Genomic DNA, 22,652 nt, shown 5'->3' with positions numbered 1-22,652 from the left:
TTTACAGCGAGGTGGCAGCCTCCGTGTTCAACCGTCAGACGGCAATCTTGCCACCGCCAATCTTGGTGATGGCGACGACCGCAGGCCGCACTGGCATGCCGGGCTTGAAGTCCGGCCAGCGGGTCGAAAGGTCCTCGTAATAGGACGGGCGGCCATGGCCCGGCCAGTCCTCGCCGCCATCGGCGGGATGCTGCACGGCGACGAAGGCGGTCTCGTCGTCCGGCGTGAAAAGCGGGCCGCACATTTCGGCGCCGACCGGCACGCGGAAGAACAGCTTCGAAGTGGCGCGCGCCGCCCCTTCCGTATCGACGGCCCACAGACCGTCGGTGCGGCCGGTGGCCTTGTTGTTGTTGCCGTCGGTCGAAACCCAGAGGCGGCCGGCAGCATCGACGGCGCAGTTGTCGGGCATGCCGAACCAGCCGTTCTTGGTCGTTTCGGTGGAGAAGGTCGCACCGACGGCCGCAACCGAGGGATCGCCGCACTTCAGGAGCACTTCCCACTTGCCCGATGTGGCAGTGAAATCGCCGTCGTTTTCAGAGATCTCGATGATGTGGCCGAAGGCGTTTTCCGCGCGCGGATTTGCGGCATCCACCTGGTCGGCCTTGCGGCGGGTGTTGTTGGTCAGCATGACATAGACCTTGCCGTTGACGCTGTTCGGCTGGACGTCTTCCGGGCGGTCCATCTTGGTGGCGCCGAGCGCGTCACCGGAGCGACGACATTCGATCAGCACATCGGCCTGGCTGGTGAAGCCGTTTTCCGCCGTCAGCGGACCCTGGCCGAAGACCATCGGCAGCCACTGCATGGTGCCGTCCTCGTTGAACTTGGCGACATGGAGCGTGCCGCTGTCGAGCAGGTTCATGTTGGCGGCGCGGTCGTTCGGGTTGAATGTCCCGTCGGTCACGAACTTGTAGACATAGTCGAAACGCTCGTCGTCGCCGAGATAGAAGACGACTTTGCCGTTCTTGGCGACGATCGACTCGGCGCCCTCATGCTTGGTGCGGCCGAGCGCCGTGCGCTTCTTCGGCGCCGACGTCGGGTCCATGGCGTCGACCTCGACGATCCAGCCGAAACGGTTCGGCTCGTTCGGCTCCTTGGAAAGATCGAAGCGGTCGTAGAAATTGGCCCACTCGTAGGCGCCTTCCGGAACGCCATAACGCTTATAGTTCGGGGCTTCCTTGTGACCTTCCGGCAGCGCGCCGGAGAAATAGCCGTGGAAGTTCTCTTCGGCCATGATGTAGGTGCCCCAGGGCGTGACGCCGCCGGCGCAGTTGTTGATCGTGCCGATGGCGCGGGTGCCGGTCCCGTCGGCACTAGTCTTCAGGCGGTCGTTTCCGGCGGCGGGGCCGGTAATTTCCATCGGCGTGTTGGCGGTGATGCGGCGATTGTACTTGCCGTCGGCGATGACCTGCCACTTGCCACCCGTCTTGCGGATCTCCACGATGGTGCCGCCGTGGGCCGCCATCTCGACATCCACCTGCTCCTTGCTGAGCGCGCCCTGCTTGATCTTGCCGTCGACCACCTGGACGAGGCCGGGGAACATCAGATGCGGGTTCGTGTATTCATGATTGACGACGAGCAGGCCGTGCTCGCTGGATCCTTCGAGCGGAATGAAGCCGACATAATCATTGTTGTAGCCGAACTGCTTGTTCTGTGCATCGGCCGTCTGCTTCGCCGGATCGAATTGCGGGGCACCCGGCAGCACGGCATCGCCCCAGCGCAGCAGAATTTCGGCATCATACCCTTCAGCGATATGATGCTTGTCATCGACGCCGGCCTCCACTTCGGAGAAGTTGAAGGCAGACCCTTTATTGTCTGCAGCGCGCGCCTCGTCCGCGCTCATCAGCGCGATCGGGCTTACCGTGGCTGCAATGGCGGAAACGGCAAGCGAGCCCTGCAGAAAATTGCGGCGTGAAAAACGCTTGCCGATGATTTCACCCATCGTCGGATTGGCGCTGGTGTTGTGGCCGTCACCATCCGCGTCTTCGAGCTGAGTCGTCGGGAAAATCCTCTGGGAAAGATGCTCGTTCATCCAATGCCTCCACGGTTAAAAACTGGTGTCAAATTGTCTTGTTTTAGATCCGTTCTAAACCTAGAGGCACGATATTACGGTTTTGCGACAGGAACGTCTTCGGGATGCTGTTCTCTCTCTCTCTCTCTCTCTCTCTCTCTCTCTCTCTCTCTCTCTCTCTCTCTCTCTCTCTCTCAGGCGGAAGCGACACGGCTCAATGAAGGCCAAGACCGGGCATTGCCGTGGTCGGCACGTTGCTTCCGCTCTATGATTCCTGCGTCATGAAGATGAGACAATGGACCGCGCGACGAGCTCTCCGACACGAATGAGGCTTTCGAGCGCGCCTTGACCGGTCCCTATGCCGGGTTTGCGACGCCTCAGGTCCACCAGATGCGTGGCCATGCCACGATCCAGGGAGGCCTCCCCTGTAGCGGAGAAGCATCAAGCCTCGCCGCCTCGCAAGGCTTTGGCGAGCTGGACGACCCGGGCGGCTGGATTGTTCTCGCGGGGCCGCGCGCCGGCTCGGCAACGGGTCGCGTCTTTTGGGACGCCAGCGATCTCGTCATCATGGCTCCGGCCGCTGACGTTGCAGCCCGAAGCTTCGACTATTGCGTGCTCTTGTCCGGTTAGTCCGACACAAGCGGAAAGCCGCTACCGATGGCAACGGCTTGGCAGGACGATATGCACGGAGGATAACCGCAAAGCGCGCCGCATGAACCAGGTTCGATGCGGCGCGGAAAATCGCTTAGTTGACCGACTTATCGACCAGCTTGTTCTTGCCGATCCAGGGCATCATGCCGCGCAGCTTGGCGCCGACTTCTTCGATCGGGTGGCTGTCGTTCAGGCGGCGGATGCCCTTGAAGCGCGAGCCGCCGGCGCGGTATTCCTGCATCCAATCGGACGTGAACTTGCCGGTCTGGATGTCCTTGAGGACGCGCTTCATCTCGGCCTTGGTCTCGGCAGTGATGATGCGCGGACCGGAGACATATTCGCCCCACTCGGCCGTGTTGGAGATCGAGTAGTTCATGTTGGCGATGCCACCTTCATAGATCAGGTCGACGATGAGCTTCACTTCGTGCAGGCACTCGAAATAGGCCATCTCGGGCGCGTAACCGGCTTCGGTGAGCGTTTCGAAACCGGCGCGGATGAGCTCGACGAGACCGCCGCAGAGAACGACCTGTTCGCCGAAGAGGTCGGTTTCGCACTCTTCGCGGAAGTTGGTTTCGATAATGCCCGAACGGCCGCCGCCGACGCCACAGGCGTAGGAGAGAGCGAGTTCAAGCGCATTGCCCGAAGCGTTCTGGTGAACAGCAACGAGGCAGGGAACGCCGCCGCCCTTCTGGTATTCGCCGCGAACCGTGTGGCCCGGGCCCTTCGGTGCGATCATGACGACGTCGACCGAAGCCTTCGGCTCGATGAGGCCGAAGTGAACGTTGAGGCCGTGAGCGAAGGCGATGGCTGCGCCATCGCGGATGTTGCCGGCGATGTCGGCCTTGTAGATGTCGGCCTGCAGTTCGTCCGGGGTCGCCATCATCATCAGGTCCGCCCAGGCGGCAGCTTCGGCAACCGTCATGACCTTGAAGCCATCGGCTTCGGCCTTCTTGACGGTCGGCGAACCGGCCTTGAGTGCGATGACGACGTTCTGTGCGCCGCTGTCCTTGAGGTTCAGCGCATGGGCACGCCCCTGCGAACCATAGCCGATGACGGCGACCTTCTTGGCCTTGATGAGGTTAAGATCGGCATCACGATCGTAATAGACGCGCATTTGAAGTTCCTTCCCTTTGCTTGTCTTGTTGACTGTCATTAAAGCGGAATCAGCCGAGAACCGGCATCTCCGCCAGAACCTTGTCCGTGCCATAAAGCCTGAGGAAGGCGGTGACCGCCCTCTCCGCCTGGCGTGCGGTATCCTTGAGGCCTGGTTCGCCGAGCAGCATGCGCACATGCAGGTCGGAGACAACAAGGCCGTAAAGCGTGTGATAAGCCTCGTCGGCATCGGCAAAACGCAGGAGCCCTGCCCTTTTGCCGGCATCGATCAGCGCCATGGCGCGCCGGTCGATCTGGCGACGGCCGCGCTCGAGCAGCAGTTTGCCGAGTTTCGAGCCGTCGCGGTTCGACTGGCCGATCGCCAGCCGGTTGAGCGCCAGCGAGACGTCGCCGGCAAGCACCTCCAACAGGTCACGCGCAAAAATGACGACATGGTCGTGCAGGCTCGCCGCCGTCAGCCGCTCGCCGTTGCGCTCGAAGGTGCGCACCTTGCTGGCCTGATAGGCGATCATCGCCGACAGCAGCCCATCGCGATCGCCGAACCACTTGTAGAGGCTTTCCTTCGAGCAATTGGCGGCTCGCGCCACGCCCGAGGTCGTCAGCGCCTTCTCGCCGCCATCGACGAGCAACTGCAGCGCCTGCTCCAGAACGGCGTTCTGGCGCGGCGAAAATTCGCTCGGCTCTGCGGTATCGACGGACACGGTCATGGCTCCCATATACGTACCGTACGGTACGGTTCGTGAGATTTATGCGACAAACCGATCAGGTCGTCAAGAAGCCGCGACAGATTTTTTATACGGGAAAGCTGGATAAGACACCAGAATTGGATAGGCGCACTACATCAGGGACCGCATAATGCCGCACCACGCCATTTGCCGGAGCCTTCCATGCCGCGCCTGCCTGCAGCCCTTCTCCTCGCCGGAACGATGCTTCTGGGAACTGCGCTTCCGAGCACCGGCGCCTTCCCCCAGTCGGAAAACGAGGTCTATAACCGCATCGAGGAACTGCACGGCGATGCCGCGAGCTTCGATCGGCCGCTGCGCCGACTCGTTCGGGCGATGCGCTCGGGAGACGCCGAGACAATCGCTGGCCTTGCCGAATACCCGCTGACGGTCAAGGCCAACGGCGAGACCTACGACGTCGAGAACGCCGAGGATTTCATCGACAATTTCGACGATCTGGTGACATCAGAGACCCGCCGTGCCGTCGGACGCCAGCAATAGGAGGATCTTTTCGTCAACAGCGACGGCGTCATGCTGGCCGGCGGCGCCGTCTGGATGGGCGCGGTTTGCGGGGACAACGCCTGCGAGGCGAGCCATTGGGCGATCATCGCGATCAACAACTGACACTTGTCGTGGGGAAAAGGCAATGAGATACTGGATAGCCGCCGCGGTCATGACCACAGCTCTCGCCATCGCAGCAAACGCACAGGCCGCCGAAACGCGCTGCGGCTGGATCGAGAATCCGACGCCCGCCAACTGGTGGCTGGAGGACGCGGAGAACACCTGGACAATCATGACCCAGGGCGACGATGCCGGCGAGGTCGAAGGCATGGAGCTGATCTCCGACATCTCCGAACATGATTATGTCAAAACCAACGGCAATTATGGCTATGCCTGCGCCTGCATGAGTGTGGAAACGGATGGCAAGGATCGCATCACCCGCATCCTCTCCTTCCGTCAGTTAAAGCTCGCCAAATGCCGTGCTGACAAGGCGCTGAAATTTCCCGGCTGACTATCGCCTCACCCGAAAAACGGATGGCGGCCGCAATCATGACCCCATCGTCCAGAAACAATCGGTCCACCAAGAGCCCCGACCTATGACGCCCTGGCGCAGCCGGTGGGGATCGAGAGAGGCTCTGCCGGCATCGTCTTGTCGATTGCGTAAAGCTTTGCGAAACCCGCATCTTCGACCAGCGTCAGGCCCGCCGGCATCAAGGTGCCGACATAGCGGTCGGGGATATCGGCATTGGCGACGAGAACGAAATCGAAACGCCTGCGCCAATCCGACAGATAAGGCGTAAAGTTTCCATATTCCTGCATCATTGCCGGGCATGAAAGCACGCCGATCGACAGCAGATTACCCTCGGGAACCGCGATCTCAGACCATGGCGGCAGAACGGAGAGCGGCTGCTTGCCTTTTGCCGTGAAGAGCGTCGGCACGAAAGCATGAGACAAGGGCACGGCGAGCGTCGGCAAGTGCCGGAAGGTATCCAGCCCCCAGGCAAAATGCCGGTTGGAGTGGGCAAGACTGCTCACCGTCTCGGGTTCATGTCCCAGAGGCAACACGGCCGCACCGGCCGGCACTTTTTTAAGCACCGTCTCGACGGCGGCAACATCCTTCTGTGCCAGCCACCAGTTCCAGCCGACCCAGCCGCTGCGACCGAAGACTGCGAGATTGATGATGAGCGCCAGCAACAGCGCTTGCCGGCGCGTCAGATTGGCGAAAGGGCACACCATCGCCATGGCCACGAGCGCCGTCATGATCGGAAAGCGCCAGCTGATCCAGCCGGTTCCTAGCATGTGGCGAGGTGCAATGCAGGACAGCAACAGCAATCCGCAGGCGGTGACGGCAAGCCCCGCATGGATGCGGATATCGCTCCCGCGGATGGCACGCGTGCAGATGAGGATCAGCGGCAGAACCAAAACGACATCCACCACCGGGACATAGGTGGTGATGGCGGAGAGCAGGTTCAGAAGGATCAGGACGATGCCGTCGTTCCAGGCAAGGCCGAGGCCGTTGCCGCCGGCGTTGGGCAAAGCCGCCGTATGGAGATAGAGCGCGAGCGGCGGCAGGACGCAGGCGCCGAGCGCCAGCGCCAACCGGCCGGCGAGCCTCATCAGAGCCGCCTTCGATCGCACTATTTCGATGCGCCAGGAAAATTCGAGGCCACAGACGATCGCCATATAGAAGCCAAGCGCGAAGAGATGCATCACCGTCAGCAGCAGCGCGGCGGCGAGCCGCCAGGCAAAAACCAGGGCGGGATTTCTGCGCTGCAGCCGCAGATCAACGCAGGCAAAGAACAACGCCATGCCGAGGCCGATCTGGAAGTTGATGAAGCCGCCGATCATGGTGGCGCACCAGCCGAGCGACAGCATGGCGGTCTGCCAATGGTGTCGGCCGCCGAAAAGCGCGCGATGCAGGCCGATTGCCCCGAGCGGCGGCAGCACGATCGCCAGGAAAAGCAAAGCCCGCGCAAGCCTGTCTGCGCCGACAAGCGGCCCCAGCCTGGTGGCCAGAACGTCGATCCCGACATTGGTGAAGGTGCGGTTCCAGTCGACGGCATAGATTTCAGGAAACGGCTGCTCGCCGATCCCGCCAGTAAGGAGCCAGATACGGGCGTAGTGATTGGCGTAATCGAGAACCGGCGGAAAGGGAAACAGGAGAACCAGAGCCGCGGCAAATCCGACGAAAGCGGCAATCGCAACGGTGGAATCCTGCCTGGCGATCGATTCCTCAGGCCCGGCTGCGGCCACAGCAGGCGCGGCAATCCGGTCCATTATCCGATCCGGCTGTTCTTTTGCGAGCGCGGCGGCTCTTCGGATGCAAAGGCCGCATCCAGCGCGGCGCGCTTGTCGCTGGCGCTCATCTCCGAGAAAGCGATCGACAATTCTGCTTGTTCACTGCCGCGCACGATCGTCTCGACCATGAACATCGGCCGCTTCTTGCTCTCTTGTACGAGACGGCCGAGATACTCACCGATGATGCCGATGCAGATCAGCTGGATAGCGCTGAAGGCGCTGACCGCGGCCATGATCGACGACCAGCCGGTCACCGTCTCGCCCTGCAGCCAGCGAACGAAGGTGTAGATGAGCAACGCGATCGCGACGCCCGCGCTCATCATGCCAAGCCAAGTGCTGATGCGCAGCGGCGTCGTTGAAAAGCTGGTGATCGCATCGAGAGCGAAATTGATCATCTTTCGCAGAGGATATTTCGTCGTGCCGGCAAAACGGGCGTCACGCTCGTAAGGCAGCGCCACCTGCCTGCCGCCGATCCAACTGACCATGCCGCGGATGAACCGATCGCGCTCCGGCATCGCCAGCAGGATATCGACGACACGCCGGCGCATCAGCCGGAAATCACCGGTATCGCGCGGAATGGTCACGGAAGCGAGCTTGGACAAAGCGCGATAGAAAAGCGAAGCGGAGGCCAGTTTGAACCAGCTTTCGCCCTGACGGCGCGTGCGCTGGCCGTAAACGACGTCGGCGCCGCGCTCCATGATCGGCATCATCATCAAAAGCAGCTCTGGGGGATCCTGAAGATCGGCATCGATCAAAAGCACGCGCTCGCCGCGCGACGCGGAAAGACCCGCCGTCGATGCCAACTGGTGGCCGTGATTGCGCAGAAGACGAACACCGAGCAGCTGCGGCACATCGGCCGCCAGATCCGAAATGATCTCCCACGTGCGGTCGGACGAGCCGTCATCGACGAGAATGAGCTCGAAGCCATCGCCGGCAACACTATGCGCGGCAGCAGCGGCGCGGCGGCAGAATTCGCGCAAGCCCTCTTCCTCGTTGTGACAAGGAGCGACGATGGAGAGAAACGGTGCTTGCGTCATGCGGACATCTGGGCCTGCTTGATATCTGCCGCAAGACTAGTCGGAAACGTCAAACAATCCTTTAATGATCCCACCGCACTTTGGCACGTTCTTGCTGGGCGCGGTACTCTATTCCGCCGCCATGACATCGCGGGCGCCATCGACATCGCGGGCCGGTGAAGCGCCGTAGAGGCGGCTGTATTCGCGGCTGAACTGCGACGGGCTCTGATAGCCGACGCGGTGACCGGCAGTGCCCGCGTCGAGTCGCTCCACGAGCATCAGACGACGCGCCTCGTGCAGGCGAAGCTGCTTCTGATACTGCACCGGCGTCATCGCCGTGACCGACTTGAAGTGGTGATGGAACGACGACACGCTCATGCTGACGCGGTCGGCAAGGTCTTCGATGCGCAGCGGCCGCGCGAAATTCTCCTTCAGCCATGCAACGGCGCGCGCAATCCTGTTGCTGTGGCTATCTGATGTGGCAATGTTGATCAGCCGCGCGCCATCCGGCCCGGTCAGCACGCGATAGAGGATTTCCTGCTCGATCAGCGGCGCCATGGCGGGAATGTCGCCCGGACGATCGAGCAAACGCAGCAGCCGGACGGCAGCATCCAGGAGCTCTGGCGGAGCGACATTGACCGCCATCCCGCGCTGCCCGTCGGTATGGGCGGCCGGACGCGGAATATCGATGCGGCTAACTAATTCCAGCAGCTTTTCGGAATCGATTGCCAGCCCCAGGCAGAGATGCGGAACCTCGGGGCTTGCCTCCGTGACGCGCCAGGCGACCGGCAGGTCGAGCGAGGTCAGCAGATAGTCGCCGGTCCCGTAGCTGATAAGTTCCGTGCCGAGGCGCAGGCTCTTGGCCCCCTGCAGTACAAAGGCGAAACAGGGCCGATAGCTGCTGTGCAGCGGATCGCTGGGCCTGGACCGGCGGCTGACATGAAGATTGCCGATATCAGTCGAGAACTCGCCGTCACCAGGCGCGAAGCGCATCGCGATGTCGACGATCTCCCGATAGGGGCTGAAAGGCAAAGTCATGGGGCAACTCTTTCTGTCAACTGTCTGACGCCGGCTATACCGCCCCTATCTAGAGTGTCTTCGCCATTTCGCAAACAGGCAGGCGTCTCACTTTTGCAGGATCGTGCAAAAAGCTGAGAGGATCGCTCTAACCGTCTCACGCAGTTCCGGGCAATAGTCCACCATCCCGTTCAACCCCTCCACAATCGAAAAGGAAGGTTCCCATGCCTATTGCAAGAGGCTACGCCGCGACCGACGCTTCCAAGCCGCTGACCCCTTTCACCTTCGAACGCCGCAACCCGAACCCCGATGACGTCGTCATCGACATCAAGTTTGCTGGCATCTGCCATTCGGACATCCACACTGTCCGCAACGAATGGAAGAACGCCGTCTATCCGATCGTGCCGGGCCATGAGATTGCCGGCATCGTCTCGGCCGTCGGCTCCGCCGTGACCAAGTTTAAGGTCGGCGACCGCGTCGGCGTCGGCTGCTTCGTCGATTCCTGCATCGGCTGCGCCGAGCGCGACCTCGATCGGGAACAGTATATGCCGGGGCTCGCCGGCACCTACAATGACTTCGAAGCTGACCGCAAGACACGGACCCAGGGCGGTTATTCCGACTCGATCGTCGTTCGGGAGGGCTATGTCATGTCCATTCCGGACAATCTGCCGCTCGATGCCTCCGCGCCGCTGCTCTGCGCCGGCATCACGCTCTACTCGCCGCTGCGCCACTGGAATGCCGGCCCCGGCAAGAAGGTCGCGATCGTCGGCATGGGCGGTCTCGGCCATATGGGCGTCAAGCTCGGCGCCGCCATGGGCGCCGATATCACCGTTCTCTCCCAGAGCCTTTCCAAGAAGGAAGATGGGTTGAAGCTCGGCGCCAAGGAATATTACGCTACCAACGACCCGGAAACCTTCACGAAGCTCGCCGGCACGTTCGACTTGATCATCTGCACCGTCAGCGCCGAGATCGACTGGAATGCCTATCTCGGGCTCCTGAAGGTGGATGGTTCCTTCGTGGTGGTCGGCGCGCCGGAAAAACCGATCCCCGTGCATGCCTTCTCGGTCATCCCCGGCCGCAAGAGCATTTCCGGCTCGATGATCGGCTCGATCAAGGAAACCCAGGAAATGCTCGACTTCTGCGGCGAGCACAACATCGTCTCCGAGATCGAGAAGATCAACATCCAGCAGGTCAACGAAGCCTATGAACGCGTCCTGAAAAGCGACGTCCGCTACCGCTTCGTCATCGACATCGCCTCGCTGGCGGCCTGAGGAATGAGAGGCGGCTCGCGAGAGCCGCCTTTTTGATAAAGGCATCCTCCATCCGTCCTTATGCTGAGGTGCGATCCAAAGGGTCGCCTCGAAGCATCGCCGGTCAACGCCGCTTCTGCCCGCCGCATCGGAGCGCCCCGCTCGTGCTCGATGTTCGGGCCTCTGGCCTGCGCACCTCAGCATGAGGATCTCGTGGACTGCAGCCGCAGCAAATATTCGACTGGATTGAACGGATCAGGCCCCGAACGCCGGCGCAGGCGCGGCGGCCCGGCCATCGGGGCGTAGTGATCGAAGCCGGTTTCCATCGTCCCCACCCCGCTCGTTAGACACGGCAATTGCTGATGGACGCTCTGGACCATCTGAGACGCCAGAGTGCCTTCGAGTCGGGCGACCCTATCGGCAATCACGGAATCCGTCGTCATCGCCGCCGATTTCGCGAGCAGGGTGAGCACGCCGCTCAAGCTCTCCGCCGGCGCTTCGAGATGGAAACGGTCGACCGGCTCGCAGAGGATAGTCTGCGCCGTCGATAGCGCAGTTGCCAGCACCCATGGAGTCAACTGCCGGAAATCTGCGGCGGTGCTAGCGGGCGAACTATGCCGGGCCGCCGTCATTGCCACGTGGCAATCGATGACTTGCCAGCCGAAAACACCCTGCTTCAGCGTCTCGAACACGGTTTCCTCGACCGCCCGGTAAAAAGCTGCCGGCATCTGGCCGACATCCACTTCCAGCGCGAAGCTGTTGCCCGCGCCGGCAGGCCGCGGCTCGACCCGCAGGCCTACCGTCGCCAGGAAGGGATTGGGTTCCTTGAAGAGGATCTGCAAGCCGGTCCCAGTTCCTACAGGCCTCTCGACCAGAATGACCGTACTTTCCTCGAAGCTGGCGTCGAGGCCGAAATCCGTCAGCAGGGTCGACTTGATAACCTCCTTCTGCACCTCGCCATAGAGCGATACGAAGACCTCGTCCGTTTCCTCGTTCCGGCGCAGATTGATCAGCGGATCCTGTTCGGCCATCTGGTTCAGCGCAAGCCACAGCGCCGCCTTCTCGGAAGGCCGCCGGGCAAGAACTCGGGTTTCCAGCGTCGGCGGCGCGAAGTAAGCCCGTCCGTCGGAGAGCGGATCGCCGCCCACCGCATCGCCGATCCGGGCACCGGTTAGGCCGCCGACACGCGCGATCTGCCCGGCGCGGACGCTGTCGACGCCATGGCTGCGGCCTTGCTCGAAGAGCTGGATCGCGGTTACTCTTTCCGGGCCTTTCGGCAGATCCAGATATTGCCGGAGCCGCACCGTGCCTGAGGTCAGCGAGAGATAGCACAGCTTTTCCCCGCCCCAGCCGCGCTCGATCTTGAATATCTTGCCGGCAACCGGACCATCTGGATCGGGGCGCCGCTCCGGCAAGATCGTCGCAATGGCCGTTGCCAGCGCGGCTATGCCGACACCGGTCATCGCGGCGCCTGCAAAGACGGGATGCACGAGGCCGCGCGCCACCTGACCGGCTAGAGAGCGGCCAAGCCTTTCCTCCGTCAGGCGCTCGGGAGCGAGCACATAATCCTCGAGCAGTGCTTCGTCGTTTTCGCCGAGCGCCTCGCAGAGCGCCGAAAAAAGCGGCTCGCGTCCCGGAGCGAGCGCCTCCACCCGGGCAAGTTTGCTGCCGGCATCGATAACCGCGGACATGGCGATCGGCCGGACCGAGAGCTGCGCGGCAAGTGCCTCCAGCACCTCCCGATAACGGGCGCCGAGGCGGTCGACCTTGTTGACGAAGAAGACGAAGGGAACGCCAAGCCGCCGGAGCGCCCGAACCAGCACGCGCGTCTGCGCCTGCACGCCTTCGACCGCCGAAACGACGACGACGGCCGCGTCGAGCAATCCAAGCACCCGCTCGACCTCGGCGATGAAATCGGGGTGGCCGGGCGTATCGATCAGATTGACGACCTTATCGCCGATCGCATACGACACCACCGCGGCCCTGATCGTGATGCCGCGTTGCCGTTCGAGCTCGAGAGTGTCCGTCTGTGTGTTGCCGGTATCGACGCTGCCGAGCTTGTCGATGACGCCGGCGTCAAAAAGCAGTCTTTCGGTAAGGCTAGTCTTGCCTGCATCCACATGGGCGAGGATGCCCAGATTTAAAGCGCGCATGAACCACCAATTTCTCAGAAATTCGGATGTGATTTTCGTGAGAAGTGAGTCTGCGCATTGGAACCTCTACTCGCTGTAGCTACGGCTGGATGCGTAACCCCCGGTGGTATCCGGAAGACACGGCGCAAACCTAAGGGCGGATCCGAAGATATGTCAAGCTTGGCTACATCGCTGCTTCAAGGCTTGGCCTCTGGAGGACGGGAGAAGAGTTACTCCTCCTCCCGCATCGTCTCCCGCTGGGTGATCAGCCGGGCGCTGTGCTGGCCGCTCAGATAGATCCACAGCCAACTCCAGGCGACGGAGAAGCGCGAGCGGGTGCCGATCAGGAAGTAGATATGGGCAAGGCCCCAGATCCACCAGGCGAGCCAGCCTTTCAGCTTGATCCGGCCGAAATCGATGATCGCCGCACTCTTGCCGATCGTCGCCAGGCTGCCCTGATGCCAATAGCGGAAGGGCGCCGGCGCCGGCCTGCCCGACAGGCGCGCGCGAATGACCTTGGCGACGTACCCGCCCTGCTGCTTGGCGGCAGGCGCAATGCCCGGCACCGGCCTGCCATCCTCGCGCATGACGGAGGCGGTATCGCCGACGACGAAAACGTCGGGCAGGCCGGGCGCGCTCAGATCCTTTTCGACGATGACGCGCCCTGCCCGGTCGGCCGGCACGCCGAGCCATTGCGCTGCCGGCGACGCGGTGACCCCGGCGGCCCAGACGATCGTCCGGCTGGCAACGAAGGTCTCGCCGATCTTCACGCCGTCGGCGTTGCATTCGGTCACCGGCTTGCCGAGATGGATCTCGACCCCGAGTTTCTCCAGCGCCTTCTGAGCATAGGCCGAAAGCTCCTCGGCGAAGGTCGGCAGCACCCGCGGGCCGGCTTCGACCAGAACGACGCGGGTCTTGCGCGTGTCGATGTTGCGGAATTCCTTGGGCAGCGTGAAATGCGCAAGCTCGGCAATGATGCCGGCCAGCTCGACGCCGGTTGGTCCGGCCCCGACGATGGTGAAGGTCAAAAGCGCATCGCGCACGGCCGGATCGGCCTCCATCTCCGCCTTCTCGAAGGCAAGCAGCACGCGCCGGCGGATCGTCGTCGCATCCTCAAGGGTCTTCAAGCCGGGCGCCACCGGCTCCCACTCGTCGTGGCCGAAATAGGCATGTGTCGCCCCGGTCGCCAGCACCAGCGTATCGTAACCAAGAGTCATGCCGTTGCGTAAGGAAACAGTCTTCGCGCCACTGTCGACGCCCGTGACCTCGGCGAGAAGCACCGTCACGTCAGGCCGGTCGGCATAAAGGCGGCGGATCGGCCAGGCGATCTCCGAGGTGGAGAGAATAGTGGTCGCCACCTGATAGAGCAGCGGCTGGAAGAGATGATGGTTGCGCCGGTCGACGAGGGTGATCTTCACACCCACCCCCTTCAAGCCGTTGACGAGCTGCAGCCCGCCGAAACCGCCGCCAACGACGACGACATGATGATCGCTCATGACCTACCCCTTTTGCGCCATTTCGCTCAAAGCCAATGTGGCCTTCGCCGCGCTGGTTGCAACTGCCGTTTCGGCATAGCTCCCCTGCATCCCGGCCGGTGGAGCCGGCTCAATCGGCATACCCCACGGGGATCGCCGTGCCGCCCTTCAGAAGCTCCATTGAGATTGAGGCCGAGACGTCGAAGAGCTCGATCTTGCGCACGATCTGCTTGTAGATCACATCGTAGTGCTCGACGCGCGGCAGCACGATCTTCAGGATGTAGTCGTGATTGCCAGTCAGCCGGTGCGCTTCGACGATCTCGGGAATGTCGCTGATGATCCGGCGGAAGGTCTCCGTCCATTCGTCGGAATGGTGCGCCGTCTTGACCAGCGCGAAGACCGTCGTCGGCACGCCCATCTTTTCCCGGTCGAGCACGACGATGCGCCGGGCGATATGGCCGCTCTCCTCCAGCCGTTGGATGCGCCGCGAGCAGGCCGATATCGAAAGTGCCACGCGCTCGGCAAGATCGGTCACGGATATGCCCGCATCCTTTTGCAGCATGTCCAGAATGCGTCTGTCGCGATCATCAAGCATGTGTCGAACATATACCTCTCGCGTCTTTTTTGCAGGATTTCATAAAATGACGCAAAATCCTGTCACATATATGACGCGACAGACAAACAAAGCAAACACATCGCGCCGGGATTGCGGCATCATTTTCGAAAGTTCAGAAGCATGGAGAGCATGAAGAGATGGAAACGATCGGCCTTATCGGCGGCATGAGTTTCGAAAGTTCGGCGGTCTATTACCGTGTCGTCAACGAGATGGTGCGTGACCGCAAGGGTGGCCTCGCCTCGGCCGAACTCATCCTGCATTCTGTCAATTTCGAGGAGATCGTCGCGCTTCAGAAGGCGGGCGACTGGGATATGGCCGCCCGTCGCCTCGCCGACGTGGCGCTGCGCCTGCAGATCGCCGGCGCCGGCTGCATCCTCATCTGCACCAACACCATGCATCTGATCGCCGACAAGGTCGCAGAGAAGATCTCCGTACCGCTGATCCACATCATCGACGAGACCGCGAGATCGCTGCATGCGGCCGGCCGCAAGCGCCCGCTGCTGCTTGCTACCCGCTATACGATGGAGCACGGCTTCTATAGCGACCGCATGAAGAGCCTTGATGTTGATATCATGGTGCCAGATGCTAGCGACCGCACGACCGTGCACGACATCATCTTCAACGAACTCTGCGCCGGCAAGGTGCTCGACAGCTCTCGCGACAAGCTCATGGCAGTGATTGCACGCGCCATCGACAACGGCGCCGACAGCATCATCCTCGGCTGCACCGAGATCTGCATGATCCTCGATCCCGACCATTTGCCGCTGCCGGGCTTTGACACCACCGCGATCCATGCGAGGGCGGCGGTCGATTTTGCGCTCGGCGCAGACGAAGCGGCAGAAGAGGAAGCAGCTTGATATTGCCATGTTAGTTGACTCAGTCCACTAAATACAGGACAAGATCTCCAACTGGAGATCTTGTCGGACTGCTGACAAAGTCGGCCAACTCCTCTTTCGTCATGCTCGGGCTTGTACCGAGCATCTGCAACCGGTGCAGCAGATCCTCGGCACAAGGCCGAGGATGACGCCGAGCAAAGAGCGAGGTTTGTCAACAAACTGGCAACGATCTCCATCTGGAGATTTTTGCCATGTCCGATATTGCCCTCATCGAAACCGCTCGCGATTTCAACCGCTTCTATACGAACTTCCTCGGCCTGCTGAACAAGGCCTATCTCGACACGCCCTTCACGCTGACGGATGCCCGCATCCTCTTCGAGGTCGGCTCGCATGACGGCGTCAGCGCCGCCGCACTTGTCCGCGACTTGCATCTCGACGCCGCTTATCTCAGCCGCATCCTCAAGCGTTTCCGCGCCGAGGGGTTGATCGAGACCAGCCCCGATCCGGCCGACCTGCGCAGCCAGGTCATCATTGTCACCGACCGGGGACGAGAGCAGTTTAAAGAACTCGGCCGGCGCGCCAATGCGCAGATCGCCGCCCGTTTCGACAATCTCGCCAGCGGCGAGCCGGAGGCCGCGGTCTCCGCCATGCACACGATCCGCACGCTGCTCGACCCGGCGGCAAAGCCCGCACCGGCCATCATCCGCGCCCACCGCGCCGGCGATATCGGCTGGATCGTTCAGAGCCAGGGCCGTTTCTATGCCGAGGAATATGGCTGGGACCTGCGCTTCGAGGCGCTGGTGGCCGACGTCGCCGGAAAATTCCTCGCCAATTTCGATCCGGCCAAGGAATATTGCTGGATCGCCGAACGCGGCGGCGTCAATATCGGCTCCGTCCTCGTCACCAATAGCGGCGACGGCATCGCCAAGCTCCGCCTGCTCTATGTCGACAAATCAGCCCGCGGCCTCGGGCTCGGCAAACTGCTGGTCGACGAATGCATCCGCTTCTCCAGGCAGAAAGGCTACCGCGAACTCTCGCTCTGGACCAACGACATGCTGGAGACCGCCCGCGCCATCTACGTCAAGGCGGGCTTCCGCCTTGTCTCCGAGGAGAGACATCGCATGTTCGGCCCTGAGGCCAACGGGCAGACCTGGGTGCTCGACCTTTGAATTTGCTGCGTCGCAGAAATTTCACTTGATTTGGAAACGTTCATTCCCTAATTAGGCGCCATGACCGTTGCCACTCTCACATCAGAAGCAAAGACCCGCAGCCGTGGCCGTCCGCGCGAGTTCGATATGGACGCCGCATTGGATTCGGCCTTACGGGTCTTTTCCGAACGCGGCTACCACGCCACCTCGATCAGCGATCTGACCGAGGCAATGGACCTCGCCTCTGGCAGTATCTACAAGGCGTTCAAGGACAAGCGCGGCGTCTTCCTCGCCGCTTTTGGTCGTTATCGCCAACTCGGCCGGTGGCGTCTCGAAGCGATGATTGCGTCGGCGGAAACAGGCCGCGACAAAGTCTTCCAGATGGTGATGTATTATACCGAGCTCTCCTATGGCGAGGCCGGCCGTAAAGGCTGTCTCGTCGTTGGCGGCGCCAACGACTTCGCCCTGCTAGACGAGGAAGCGGCTGCCCACGTCGTGACTGCCTTTGCCGCAGACGAAAAGCTGATGGCCGATCTCATCCGCATCGGCCAGGCAGACGGCAGCATTCCGAAGACGGTGGACCCGGATGCCGCCGCCCTCGCCTTCCTCTGCTTTACCAAGGGCCTGCGCGTCATCGGCAAAACAGGACGCAGCAGGGAAGAGATGATGTCTGCGGCCGAGGCCGCGATGAAGCTCGTGACCTGAACAGTCCGCACCGTGGACGAGAGAAATACCGGCATTCGGTCAAGGATCGGGTGGCCGCAGCCAGCATTTTTGCATTCAATCCCTACAATCTTTGAATACCGGAGTTTCTGATGAGCGTTTCAGCCACCACGCCGGATGAGGCCATTCCCCGAGAGTTATCCCCCTGGCTCACCTTCCTTTTCGCCGCCGCCTGCGGGCTGGTGGCCGCCAATCTCTATTACGGCCAGCCGCTCGCCGGTCCGATCAGCGCCGATCTCGGCTTCACGCCTGCCGCCACTGGCCTGATCGTCACGCTGACGCAGATCGGCTATGGTCTCGGTCTGCTGCTGATCGTGCCGCTCGGCGACCTCACTGAAAACCGCCGTCTGGTATTGATGCTGATCGCCGTCTCTGCCGTTGCGCTCATCGGCGCGGCGCTGTCTTCGACGCCCACAACCTTCCTCGTCGCCTCGCTCTCTATCGGTCTTTCATCGGTCGCAGTTCAGGTCCTGGTTCCCTTTGCCGCCAACATGGCGCCTGATGCAACGCGCGGCCAGGTCGTCGGCAACGTCATGAGCGGCCTGCTCTGCGGCATTATGCTCGCCCGCCCCTTCGCAAGCTTCGTCGCCGAGGCCTCTTCCTGGCATGTGGTCTACTACGTCACTGCAGCGCTCATGCTCGTGCTCGCCGTCGTGCTCCGCGCCAACCTGCCGGTTCGCCGGCCGACGACCAGGCTACGCTACGGCGAATTGCTCGCCTCCATGGGCCATCTGGCGCTGACGTCGCGGGTGTTGCAGCGCCGGGCGCTCTATCAGGCCGGCATGTTCGGCGCCTTCAGCCTGTTCTGGACGACGACGCCGCTGCTGCTCGCAAGTCCCGCCTTCGGCCTGACACAGAACGGCATCGCCCTCTTCGCCCTCGCAGGTGCTGCCGGCGCGATCGCCTCGCCGATTGCCGGCCGGCTTGCCGATCGCGGTATGACGAAGATCGCCTCGACGCTTGCCATGCTGCTCGGCATGGCTGCCTTCCTGATTGGCCATTTCGCCGGCGACGGCTCGCTTGGCGCTTTGCTGCTCTTGACGGCAGCGGCGATCCTTCTCGATTTCGGCGTGACAACCAATCTCGTCTGCGGCCAGCGCGCCATCTATGCGCTCAACCCGGAACACCGCAGCCGGCTCAACGGCCTGTTCATGGCGACCTTCTTTGCCGGCGGCGCACTGGGCTCAGCACTCGGCGGCTGGGCCTATGCGACCGGCGGCTGGACGATGACGGCCTGGATCGGCTTCTGCTTCCCGGCGCTGGCTTTCCTGCTGTTCCTGACGGAAGGACGCGGCAAGTAAGGCGCCATTAGAATCCAGGATCGAACACCTAAACCTTGACAGAGCCAACTTTTGGATGCCCACCTCCAGGAGGCAGCGTATTCATCCGTTTGAGATCTGCAGAATTTTCGCCTTTTTGCATGGGATTCCGGCATGGAGATAGACGAAGAGAAAATCGACGATGCCGTTCTCGCATTGTTATGGCTGACCCTGCATGACGGAGACCGTGCCTGGAAGGGTTTTGACTGGGGCGTGATGGACCGTTTGCATCAGAAAGATCTGATTGCAAATCCCGCGGGCAAGGCCAAGTCTGTGGTTCTGAGTGACGAAGGTTTGCGACGATCGGAGGAATTGTTCCGCGCTCTGTTTATGCGATCGACCTGATAGTCCGATTTATCAGTGGCACTAGCCGTTGGCGGAATCGAATTGCGAACGGGCGGCGCGAACCGCATCATGGTTCGCTTCCGCCCAGTTCAACAGTTGCGCCAGCGTCTGATAGAGCGAGCGGCCGAGTTCGGTCATCGAATATTCCACACTCGGCGGCTTGGTTGGGAACACCTCGCGGTGGATATAACCGTCCCTCTGCAGGTCGCGCAGCGTCTGCGTCAGCATGCGCTGCGAAATATCGGGGATCATCCGCCGCAGCTCGCCGAACCGATAGGGCCGATCCGCCAGCACATCGAGGAGCAGCGTCGACCATTTGCCGCCGATCTGCTGCATCATGTCCCTGACCGGGCAATTGCCGAAATCGAGGCCGGCAAGATCGATCTCGCGCCGCGTCCCCGGCATCCTGTTCTTCAAACTGAGGACTGCACCGCTCATCTGCTGGTTCCCTTTTGGTAACGTACAGCCGAAAAACTGCCTCCTTTACACCGCCAAGTCAATTCCTATTCTAGTGTTACTCTCTTTTTGAGACCACCGCTGAAACATAGAAGGAAACGACTTATGAGCGAAACCATCCTGGTCACCGGCGCTGCCGGGCAGCTCGGCCAGCGAGTCATCCATCACCTCATCGAGACCTACAAGGTCGCCCCCGGCAACATTGTCGCGGCAACGCGCAGCCCCGAAAAGCTCTCCGAACTCGAAAAGAAGGGTGTGGTCACCCGCAAGGCCGATTTCGATGACGCGGCTGGCCTGGAAAAGGCTTTCGCCGGCGTCGACCGGTTGCTGATCATCAGCACTGACGCACTGGATACTCCCGGCAAGCGCCTCGCCCAGCACCAGGGCGCCGTTGCGGCGGCAGTCAAATCAGGCGTAAAGCACATCGCCTACACCTCGATGCCGGCGCCTGATAATTCGGTCGTCACCTTCGCGCCCGATCATCTCGGCAGCGAAAACGCCATCAAGGCAAGCGGCATCGCCCATACGATCATCCGCGACGCCTGGTATCACGACAACTATCTGCACGGCATGCCGCACAATCTGCAGGGCGGCAAATGGTACAGCGCCACGGGCGGCGGCAAGATCTCGACCATCTCGCGTGACGACTGCGCCCTGGCGATCGCCGCAGCCCTTGCCTCCGGCACATCCGAGAGCGCCACCTATACCGTAACCGGCACCCAGTCGCTGAACAGCCGGCAGATTGCCGCCATCGTTTCCGACGTCGCCGGCAAGCCGCTCGAAGTGATCGACGTCACCGACGAACAGCTCGGCCAGGGCATGCGCGGCGCCGGTCTTCCCGGTTTCGTCGCCGACATGCTGGTTTCTGCCGACGCCAACACCCGCGCCGGCAAGTTCGACATCGTCACCGAAGACTTCTCCAAGCTGACCGGCAAACAGCCGCAGCCGTTGAAGGATTTCTTCGTGGAGCACAAGGCTGCCCTGACCGCCTAACGCAGCATAAGGTCGTCTGGAAAGCTCGCCTCGCACATCACGAGGCGGGCTTTCTTCAATGATCAAACCGCCTGCCCACACGCCCTGCAAAAACGCCGGACCGTTTCCGCCATGCCGTATTCCAGTGCATCGGCGGTCAGGCCGTGGCCGATCGAGACCTCGGCAAGCTGGGGAATGCGCTTCACCAGATCCGGCAGGTTTTCGACCGTCAGATCGTGGCCGGCATTAACGGCGAGCCCGATCGCAAGGGCCGCATCCGCCGTCCGTCCGAGCGCTTCGAGGATCGGGGCCGCCCGCTCCGGCGCTTCGAAGCAGCCGCCATAGGGGCCGGTATAGAGTTCGATTCGATCGGCGCCGACCGCCTTGGCGATCTCAACCGCTTCTGCATCCCCATCGCCGTCGGCAAACAGCGACACCCGGCATCCCATCGTCTTCAGCCGCGCGACGGCTTCGGTCAGGAACGCCTGGTGCTTGCGGAAATCCCAGCCGTGATCGGAGGTCGCCTGCGCGGGATCGTCAGGCACCAGCGTCACCTGCTCGGGTGCTGCCCCGGCGCAGACTTCGAAAAATTCCTCTGTGGGATAACCCTCGATATTGAACTCGGCCTTCGGGAATTCATCGTCGATCAGATTGCGGATGACCGGCAGGTCGGAGAAACGAATGTGCCGCTGATCGGGGCGCGGATGCACCGTCAGGCCGCTGGCGCCGGAGGCAAGCGCGATCCGCCCGAGCGCTTCGACGCTCGGCCAGGGCAGGTCGCGCCGGTTGCGCAGCATGGCGATGGCATTGAGGTTCACGGAGAGCTTGGCGGGCATGGCTGATATCCATCGGTCACGGAAACGGGAGGCCCTGCTTTTAAGCCAAGGGCCATGCGATGGCCAACGAGATTCGCAGATGGATGCGATGCGGATCGCTGATGAAACCCCGGTATTTCGGCTCGGCATTGACCGGGTGCGCACCGCAAACAGTATTTCCCGTCGCCGTTGAAGACGACCGACCGATGCGGCGGTGCAACAGATGACTTGCTGCAGCACACCCGAAATCATGCCGTCACGTTGCTATCCCATTTAAAAGAGATTATTTTTAGCACTTATAAAAAAGATCGTTCACGCATAACGTGGAGATCGTATCGCGTAGTGTACGCCGCGTACTGCTTCTTTCCCAATGAGAAGAACGCCTAGAGGAAACCCCACTCGCCGCGCATGGGAAGCAACTGGCAAAACCGCATGAGGTGCAACAACATGCCCCAGGAGGGTTCATGCCAGACGGTTCCAAACGCCTGTTTGCCACCGCCGGTATCGCTTCGGAGGCCCGGTCGAAATACCGGTTCCTGCCTTCGGCCGCGCTACCGCCGGATCTACCGGTTGGTCCGGTGCCTATTGCCGACATGGCAAACGCATTCGGCGTCACGCACAGGACACTGCATTTCTATGAAGAGAAAGGGTTGATTTCAGCCAACCGCATCGGCCTGATGCGGGTCTACGGCCAGGACGACGTGATGCGCATGGCCGTCATTACAGTCTGCCGCGAAACCGGCATGCCGATCGCCGTCATCCAGGAACTGATGGACGAACTCCGCAACGCCGATTCGCAGGAAACGGCCGAGGCGATGTTCCGCGAGGCCCTGCAGGTGCGCAAGCGCGAACTGACGGCCGAGATGTCGACGCTGCACCGACAGCTCCAGCAGGTCGGCGATCTCCTGGATTTCGACGGCAGCGTCGAGTCGCCGCCGCTAAACGACAATCAGGACAGTGCAAGCCTGACCGCACAGGAGCGGCGTTGCCTGGAACTGATGGCCGAGGGTTATTCGACCCAGCGAATCGCCCGGGCGCTCGACCTGAAACATGACGAGACCCGTGACCTGGAGGCCGGAATTATCCTGAAATTCCGCGCCAACAACCGTTTCCAGGCCATCGCCAAGGCAGTTCTGCTCGGAATCGTGCAGGCCTGAATCACGCCCCCTGACGGCCGCCACCGTCTCCTCTTTCTTTTGTCCGATCAGCAGAAGCGAGCTGCTCGCGAGTGCGACTGGG

The 22,652-nt window shown here is 61.8% G+C and carries 21 protein-coding genes and 1 pseudogene; 11 read left to right on the top strand and 11 right to left on the bottom strand.

The annotated features are described in order from the left end of the window. Positions 1-34: 34 nt before the first annotated feature. The gene (locus tag HFO71_RS03090; RefSeq protein ID WP_168258943.1) at positions 35-2,029 is read right to left on the bottom strand and encodes a PhoX family protein; all 1,995 of its coding nucleotides are present in this window, start codon (positions 2,027-2,029) and stop codon (positions 35-37) included. A 324-nt stretch (positions 2,030-2,353) separates the two neighbouring features. Here HFO71_RS03090 and HFO71_RS03085 point away from each other — a divergent pair, with 324 nt between their 5' ends. Continuing rightward, positions 2,354-2,638 (top strand): hypothetical protein, encoded by a 285-nt coding sequence (locus tag HFO71_RS03085; RefSeq protein ID WP_168257050.1) that lies wholly within the window; start codon positions 2,354-2,356, stop codon positions 2,636-2,638. A gap of 115 nt (positions 2,639-2,753) precedes the next feature. On the opposite strand, the gene ilvC is transcribed toward HFO71_RS03085, so the two are convergent. Both ilvC and HFO71_RS03075 read right to left on the bottom strand, forming a co-directional pair. After that, the gene (gene ilvC / locus HFO71_RS03080; RefSeq protein ID WP_003560822.1) at positions 2,754-3,773 is read right to left on the bottom strand and encodes a ketol-acid reductoisomerase; all 1,020 of its coding nucleotides are present in this window, start codon (positions 3,771-3,773) and stop codon (positions 2,754-2,756) included. A gap of 49 nt (positions 3,774-3,822) precedes the next feature. Then, complete coding sequence (locus tag HFO71_RS03075) at positions 3,823-4,488, bottom strand: TetR/AcrR family transcriptional regulator (protein ID WP_017961202.1); 666 nt, start codon at positions 4,486-4,488, stop codon at positions 3,823-3,825. Positions 4,489-4,659: 171 nt separating this feature from the next. Between HFO71_RS03075 and HFO71_RS03070 the strand changes: the two are divergent. Both HFO71_RS03070 and HFO71_RS03065 read left to right on the top strand, forming a co-directional pair. Beyond that, positions 4,660-5,118 (top strand): annotated as a pseudogene (locus tag HFO71_RS03070) (hypothetical protein). Between the two features lie 22 nt (positions 5,119-5,140). After that, complete coding sequence (locus HFO71_RS03065) at positions 5,141-5,506, top strand: DUF4087 domain-containing protein (RefSeq protein WP_077978716.1); 366 nt, start codon at positions 5,141-5,143, stop codon at positions 5,504-5,506. Positions 5,507-5,589: 83 nt separating this feature from the next. Here the strand turns inward: HFO71_RS03065 and HFO71_RS03060 are convergent, their stop codons facing one another. The 3 genes from HFO71_RS03060 to HFO71_RS03050 form a co-directional block, all read right to left on the bottom strand. After that, on the bottom strand, positions 5,590-7,272 hold the full coding sequence (locus HFO71_RS03060) for a hypothetical protein (protein ID WP_168258941.1): 1,683 nt from the start codon (positions 7,270-7,272) through the stop codon (positions 5,590-5,592). Then, positions 7,272-8,330 (bottom strand): glycosyltransferase family 2 protein, encoded by a 1,059-nt coding sequence (locus HFO71_RS03055; protein WP_168257054.1) that lies wholly within the window; start codon positions 8,328-8,330, stop codon positions 7,272-7,274. Before HFO71_RS03055 ends, HFO71_RS03060 begins: the two co-directional genes overlap by 1 nt. A gap of 108 nt (positions 8,331-8,438) precedes the next feature. Continuing rightward, the gene (locus HFO71_RS03050) at positions 8,439-9,347 is read right to left on the bottom strand and encodes an AraC family transcriptional regulator (RefSeq protein ID WP_221987519.1); all 909 of its coding nucleotides are present in this window, start codon (positions 9,345-9,347) and stop codon (positions 8,439-8,441) included. A 203-nt stretch (positions 9,348-9,550) separates the two neighbouring features. Between HFO71_RS03050 and HFO71_RS03045 the strand changes: the two genes are divergently transcribed. Beyond that, positions 9,551-10,597, top strand: a complete 1,047-nt coding sequence (locus HFO71_RS03045; protein ID WP_168258940.1) for an NAD(P)-dependent alcohol dehydrogenase — start codon at positions 9,551-9,553, stop codon at positions 10,595-10,597. A gap of 176 nt (positions 10,598-10,773) precedes the next feature. Here HFO71_RS03045 and HFO71_RS03040 read toward each other — a convergent pair whose 3' ends face one another. From HFO71_RS03040 to HFO71_RS03030, 3 genes are all read right to left on the bottom strand, one after another. Next, positions 10,774-12,729, bottom strand: coding sequence for an elongation factor G (locus HFO71_RS03040; RefSeq protein WP_168258939.1), 1,956 nt, complete (start codon positions 12,727-12,729; stop codon positions 10,774-10,776). A 209-nt stretch (positions 12,730-12,938) separates the two neighbouring features. Next, entirely contained in the window at positions 12,939-14,204 is a 1,266-nt protein-coding gene (locus tag HFO71_RS03035; RefSeq protein ID WP_168258938.1) for an NAD(P)/FAD-dependent oxidoreductase, read from the bottom strand. Between the two features lie 109 nt (positions 14,205-14,313). Continuing rightward, on the bottom strand, positions 14,314-14,778 hold the full coding sequence (locus HFO71_RS03030; RefSeq protein ID WP_003541227.1) for an Lrp/AsnC family transcriptional regulator: 465 nt from the start codon (positions 14,776-14,778) through the stop codon (positions 14,314-14,316). A 158-nt stretch (positions 14,779-14,936) separates the two neighbouring features. Between HFO71_RS03030 and HFO71_RS03025 the strand changes: the two genes are divergently transcribed. The 5 genes from HFO71_RS03025 (at position 14,937) to HFO71_RS03005 (ending at position 19,170) form a co-directional block, all read left to right on the top strand. Then, positions 14,937-15,656: an aspartate/glutamate racemase family protein gene (locus HFO71_RS03025; RefSeq protein WP_077978723.1), complete on the top strand. Its 720-nt coding sequence runs from the start codon at positions 14,937-14,939 to the stop codon at positions 15,654-15,656. A 230-nt stretch (positions 15,657-15,886) separates the two neighbouring features. Beyond that, positions 15,887-16,804, top strand: a complete 918-nt coding sequence (locus tag HFO71_RS03020; RefSeq protein ID WP_077978724.1) for a bifunctional helix-turn-helix transcriptional regulator/GNAT family N-acetyltransferase — start codon at positions 15,887-15,889, stop codon at positions 16,802-16,804. Positions 16,805-16,864: 60 nt separating this feature from the next. Further along, positions 16,865-17,488: a TetR/AcrR family transcriptional regulator gene (locus tag HFO71_RS03015; protein ID WP_077978725.1), complete on the top strand. Its 624-nt coding sequence runs from the start codon at positions 16,865-16,867 to the stop codon at positions 17,486-17,488. Positions 17,489-17,598: 110 nt separating this feature from the next. Continuing rightward, the gene (locus tag HFO71_RS03010; protein WP_077978726.1) at positions 17,599-18,807 is read left to right on the top strand and encodes an MFS transporter; all 1,209 of its coding nucleotides are present in this window, start codon (positions 17,599-17,601) and stop codon (positions 18,805-18,807) included. A 132-nt stretch (positions 18,808-18,939) separates the two neighbouring features. Then, complete coding sequence (locus HFO71_RS03005; RefSeq protein WP_025395233.1) at positions 18,940-19,170, top strand: DUF6429 family protein; 231 nt, start codon at positions 18,940-18,942, stop codon at positions 19,168-19,170. Between the two features lie 21 nt (positions 19,171-19,191). On the opposite strand, the gene HFO71_RS03000 is transcribed toward HFO71_RS03005, so the two are convergent. Next, positions 19,192-19,608, bottom strand: a complete 417-nt coding sequence (locus HFO71_RS03000; RefSeq protein WP_077978728.1) for a winged helix-turn-helix transcriptional regulator — start codon at positions 19,606-19,608, stop codon at positions 19,192-19,194. Positions 19,609-19,731: 123 nt separating this feature from the next. Here HFO71_RS03000 and HFO71_RS02995 point away from each other — a divergent pair, with 123 nt between their 5' ends. Further along, positions 19,732-20,619 carry an SDR family oxidoreductase gene (locus HFO71_RS02995; protein WP_077978729.1) on the top strand — a complete coding sequence of 296 codons (888 nt, stop codon included), beginning with the start codon at positions 19,732-19,734 and terminating at the stop codon, positions 20,617-20,619. 62 nt (positions 20,620-20,681) lie between these two features. Here the strand turns inward: HFO71_RS02995 and HFO71_RS02990 are convergent, their stop codons facing one another. Continuing rightward, positions 20,682-21,434 carry a pyridoxine 5'-phosphate synthase gene (locus tag HFO71_RS02990; RefSeq protein ID WP_221987518.1) on the bottom strand — a complete coding sequence of 251 codons (753 nt, stop codon included), beginning with the start codon at positions 21,432-21,434 and terminating at the stop codon, positions 20,682-20,684. Between the two features lie 443 nt (positions 21,435-21,877). On the opposite strand from HFO71_RS02990, the gene HFO71_RS02985 reads away from it, so the two are divergent. Next, positions 21,878-22,570 carry a MerR family transcriptional regulator gene (locus HFO71_RS02985; RefSeq protein WP_168258937.1) on the top strand — a complete coding sequence of 231 codons (693 nt, stop codon included), beginning with the start codon at positions 21,878-21,880 and terminating at the stop codon, positions 22,568-22,570. Positions 22,571-22,652: the final 82 nt, after the last annotated feature.

The organism is Rhizobium laguerreae (assembly GCF_019778565.1).
GTDB classification, from domain to species: domain Bacteria; phylum Pseudomonadota; class Alphaproteobacteria; order Rhizobiales; family Rhizobiaceae; genus Rhizobium; species Rhizobium laguerreae.
This window is presented reverse-complemented; position numbering and strand designations above follow the sequence as displayed.

Excerpts from the sequence above, each read along its gene's own strand:
- HFO71_RS03090 (WP_168258943.1), bottom strand. The coding sequence starts at position 2,029 with ATGAACGAGCATCTTTCCCAGAGGATTTTCCCGACGACTCAGCTCGAA.
- ilvC (WP_003560822.1), bottom strand. The coding sequence starts at position 3,773 with ATGCGCGTCTATTACGATCGTGATGCCGATCTTAACCTCATCAAGGCC.
- HFO71_RS03075 (WP_017961202.1), bottom strand. The coding sequence starts at position 4,488 with ATGGGAGCCATGACCGTGTCCGTCGATACCGCAGAGCCGAGCGAATTT.
- HFO71_RS03065 (WP_077978716.1), top strand. The coding sequence starts at position 5,141 with ATGAGATACTGGATAGCCGCCGCGGTCATGACCACAGCTCTCGCCATC.
- HFO71_RS03060 (WP_168258941.1), bottom strand. The coding sequence starts at position 7,272 with ATGGACCGGATTGCCGCGCCTGCTGTGGCCGCAGCCGGGCCTGAGGAA.
- HFO71_RS03055 (WP_168257054.1), bottom strand. The coding sequence starts at position 8,330 with ATGACGCAAGCACCGTTTCTCTCCATCGTCGCTCCTTGTCACAACGAG.
- HFO71_RS03050 (WP_221987519.1), bottom strand. The coding sequence starts at position 9,347 with ATGACTTTGCCTTTCAGCCCCTATCGGGAGATCGTCGACATCGCGATG.
- HFO71_RS03045 (WP_168258940.1), top strand. The coding sequence starts at position 9,551 with ATGCCTATTGCAAGAGGCTACGCCGCGACCGACGCTTCCAAGCCGCTG.
- HFO71_RS03040 (WP_168258939.1), bottom strand. The coding sequence starts at position 12,729 with ATGCGCGCTTTAAATCTGGGCATCCTCGCCCATGTGGATGCAGGCAAG.
- HFO71_RS03035 (WP_168258938.1), bottom strand. The coding sequence starts at position 14,204 with ATGAGCGATCATCATGTCGTCGTCGTTGGCGGCGGTTTCGGCGGGCTG.
- HFO71_RS03030 (WP_003541227.1), bottom strand. The coding sequence starts at position 14,778 with ATGCTTGATGATCGCGACAGACGCATTCTGGACATGCTGCAAAAGGAT.
- HFO71_RS03025 (WP_077978723.1), top strand. The coding sequence starts at position 14,937 with ATGGAAACGATCGGCCTTATCGGCGGCATGAGTTTCGAAAGTTCGGCG.
- HFO71_RS03020 (WP_077978724.1), top strand. The coding sequence starts at position 15,887 with ATGTCCGATATTGCCCTCATCGAAACCGCTCGCGATTTCAACCGCTTC.
- HFO71_RS03015 (WP_077978725.1), top strand. The coding sequence starts at position 16,865 with ATGACCGTTGCCACTCTCACATCAGAAGCAAAGACCCGCAGCCGTGGC.
- HFO71_RS03010 (WP_077978726.1), top strand. The coding sequence starts at position 17,599 with ATGAGCGTTTCAGCCACCACGCCGGATGAGGCCATTCCCCGAGAGTTA.
- HFO71_RS03005 (WP_025395233.1), top strand. The coding sequence starts at position 18,940 with ATGGAGATAGACGAAGAGAAAATCGACGATGCCGTTCTCGCATTGTTA.
- HFO71_RS03000 (WP_077978728.1), bottom strand. The coding sequence starts at position 19,608 with ATGAGCGGTGCAGTCCTCAGTTTGAAGAACAGGATGCCGGGGACGCGG.
- HFO71_RS02995 (WP_077978729.1), top strand. The coding sequence starts at position 19,732 with ATGAGCGAAACCATCCTGGTCACCGGCGCTGCCGGGCAGCTCGGCCAG.
- HFO71_RS02990 (WP_221987518.1), bottom strand. The coding sequence starts at position 21,434 with ATGCCCGCCAAGCTCTCCGTGAACCTCAATGCCATCGCCATGCTGCGC.
- HFO71_RS02985 (WP_168258937.1), top strand. The coding sequence starts at position 21,878 with ATGCCAGACGGTTCCAAACGCCTGTTTGCCACCGCCGGTATCGCTTCG.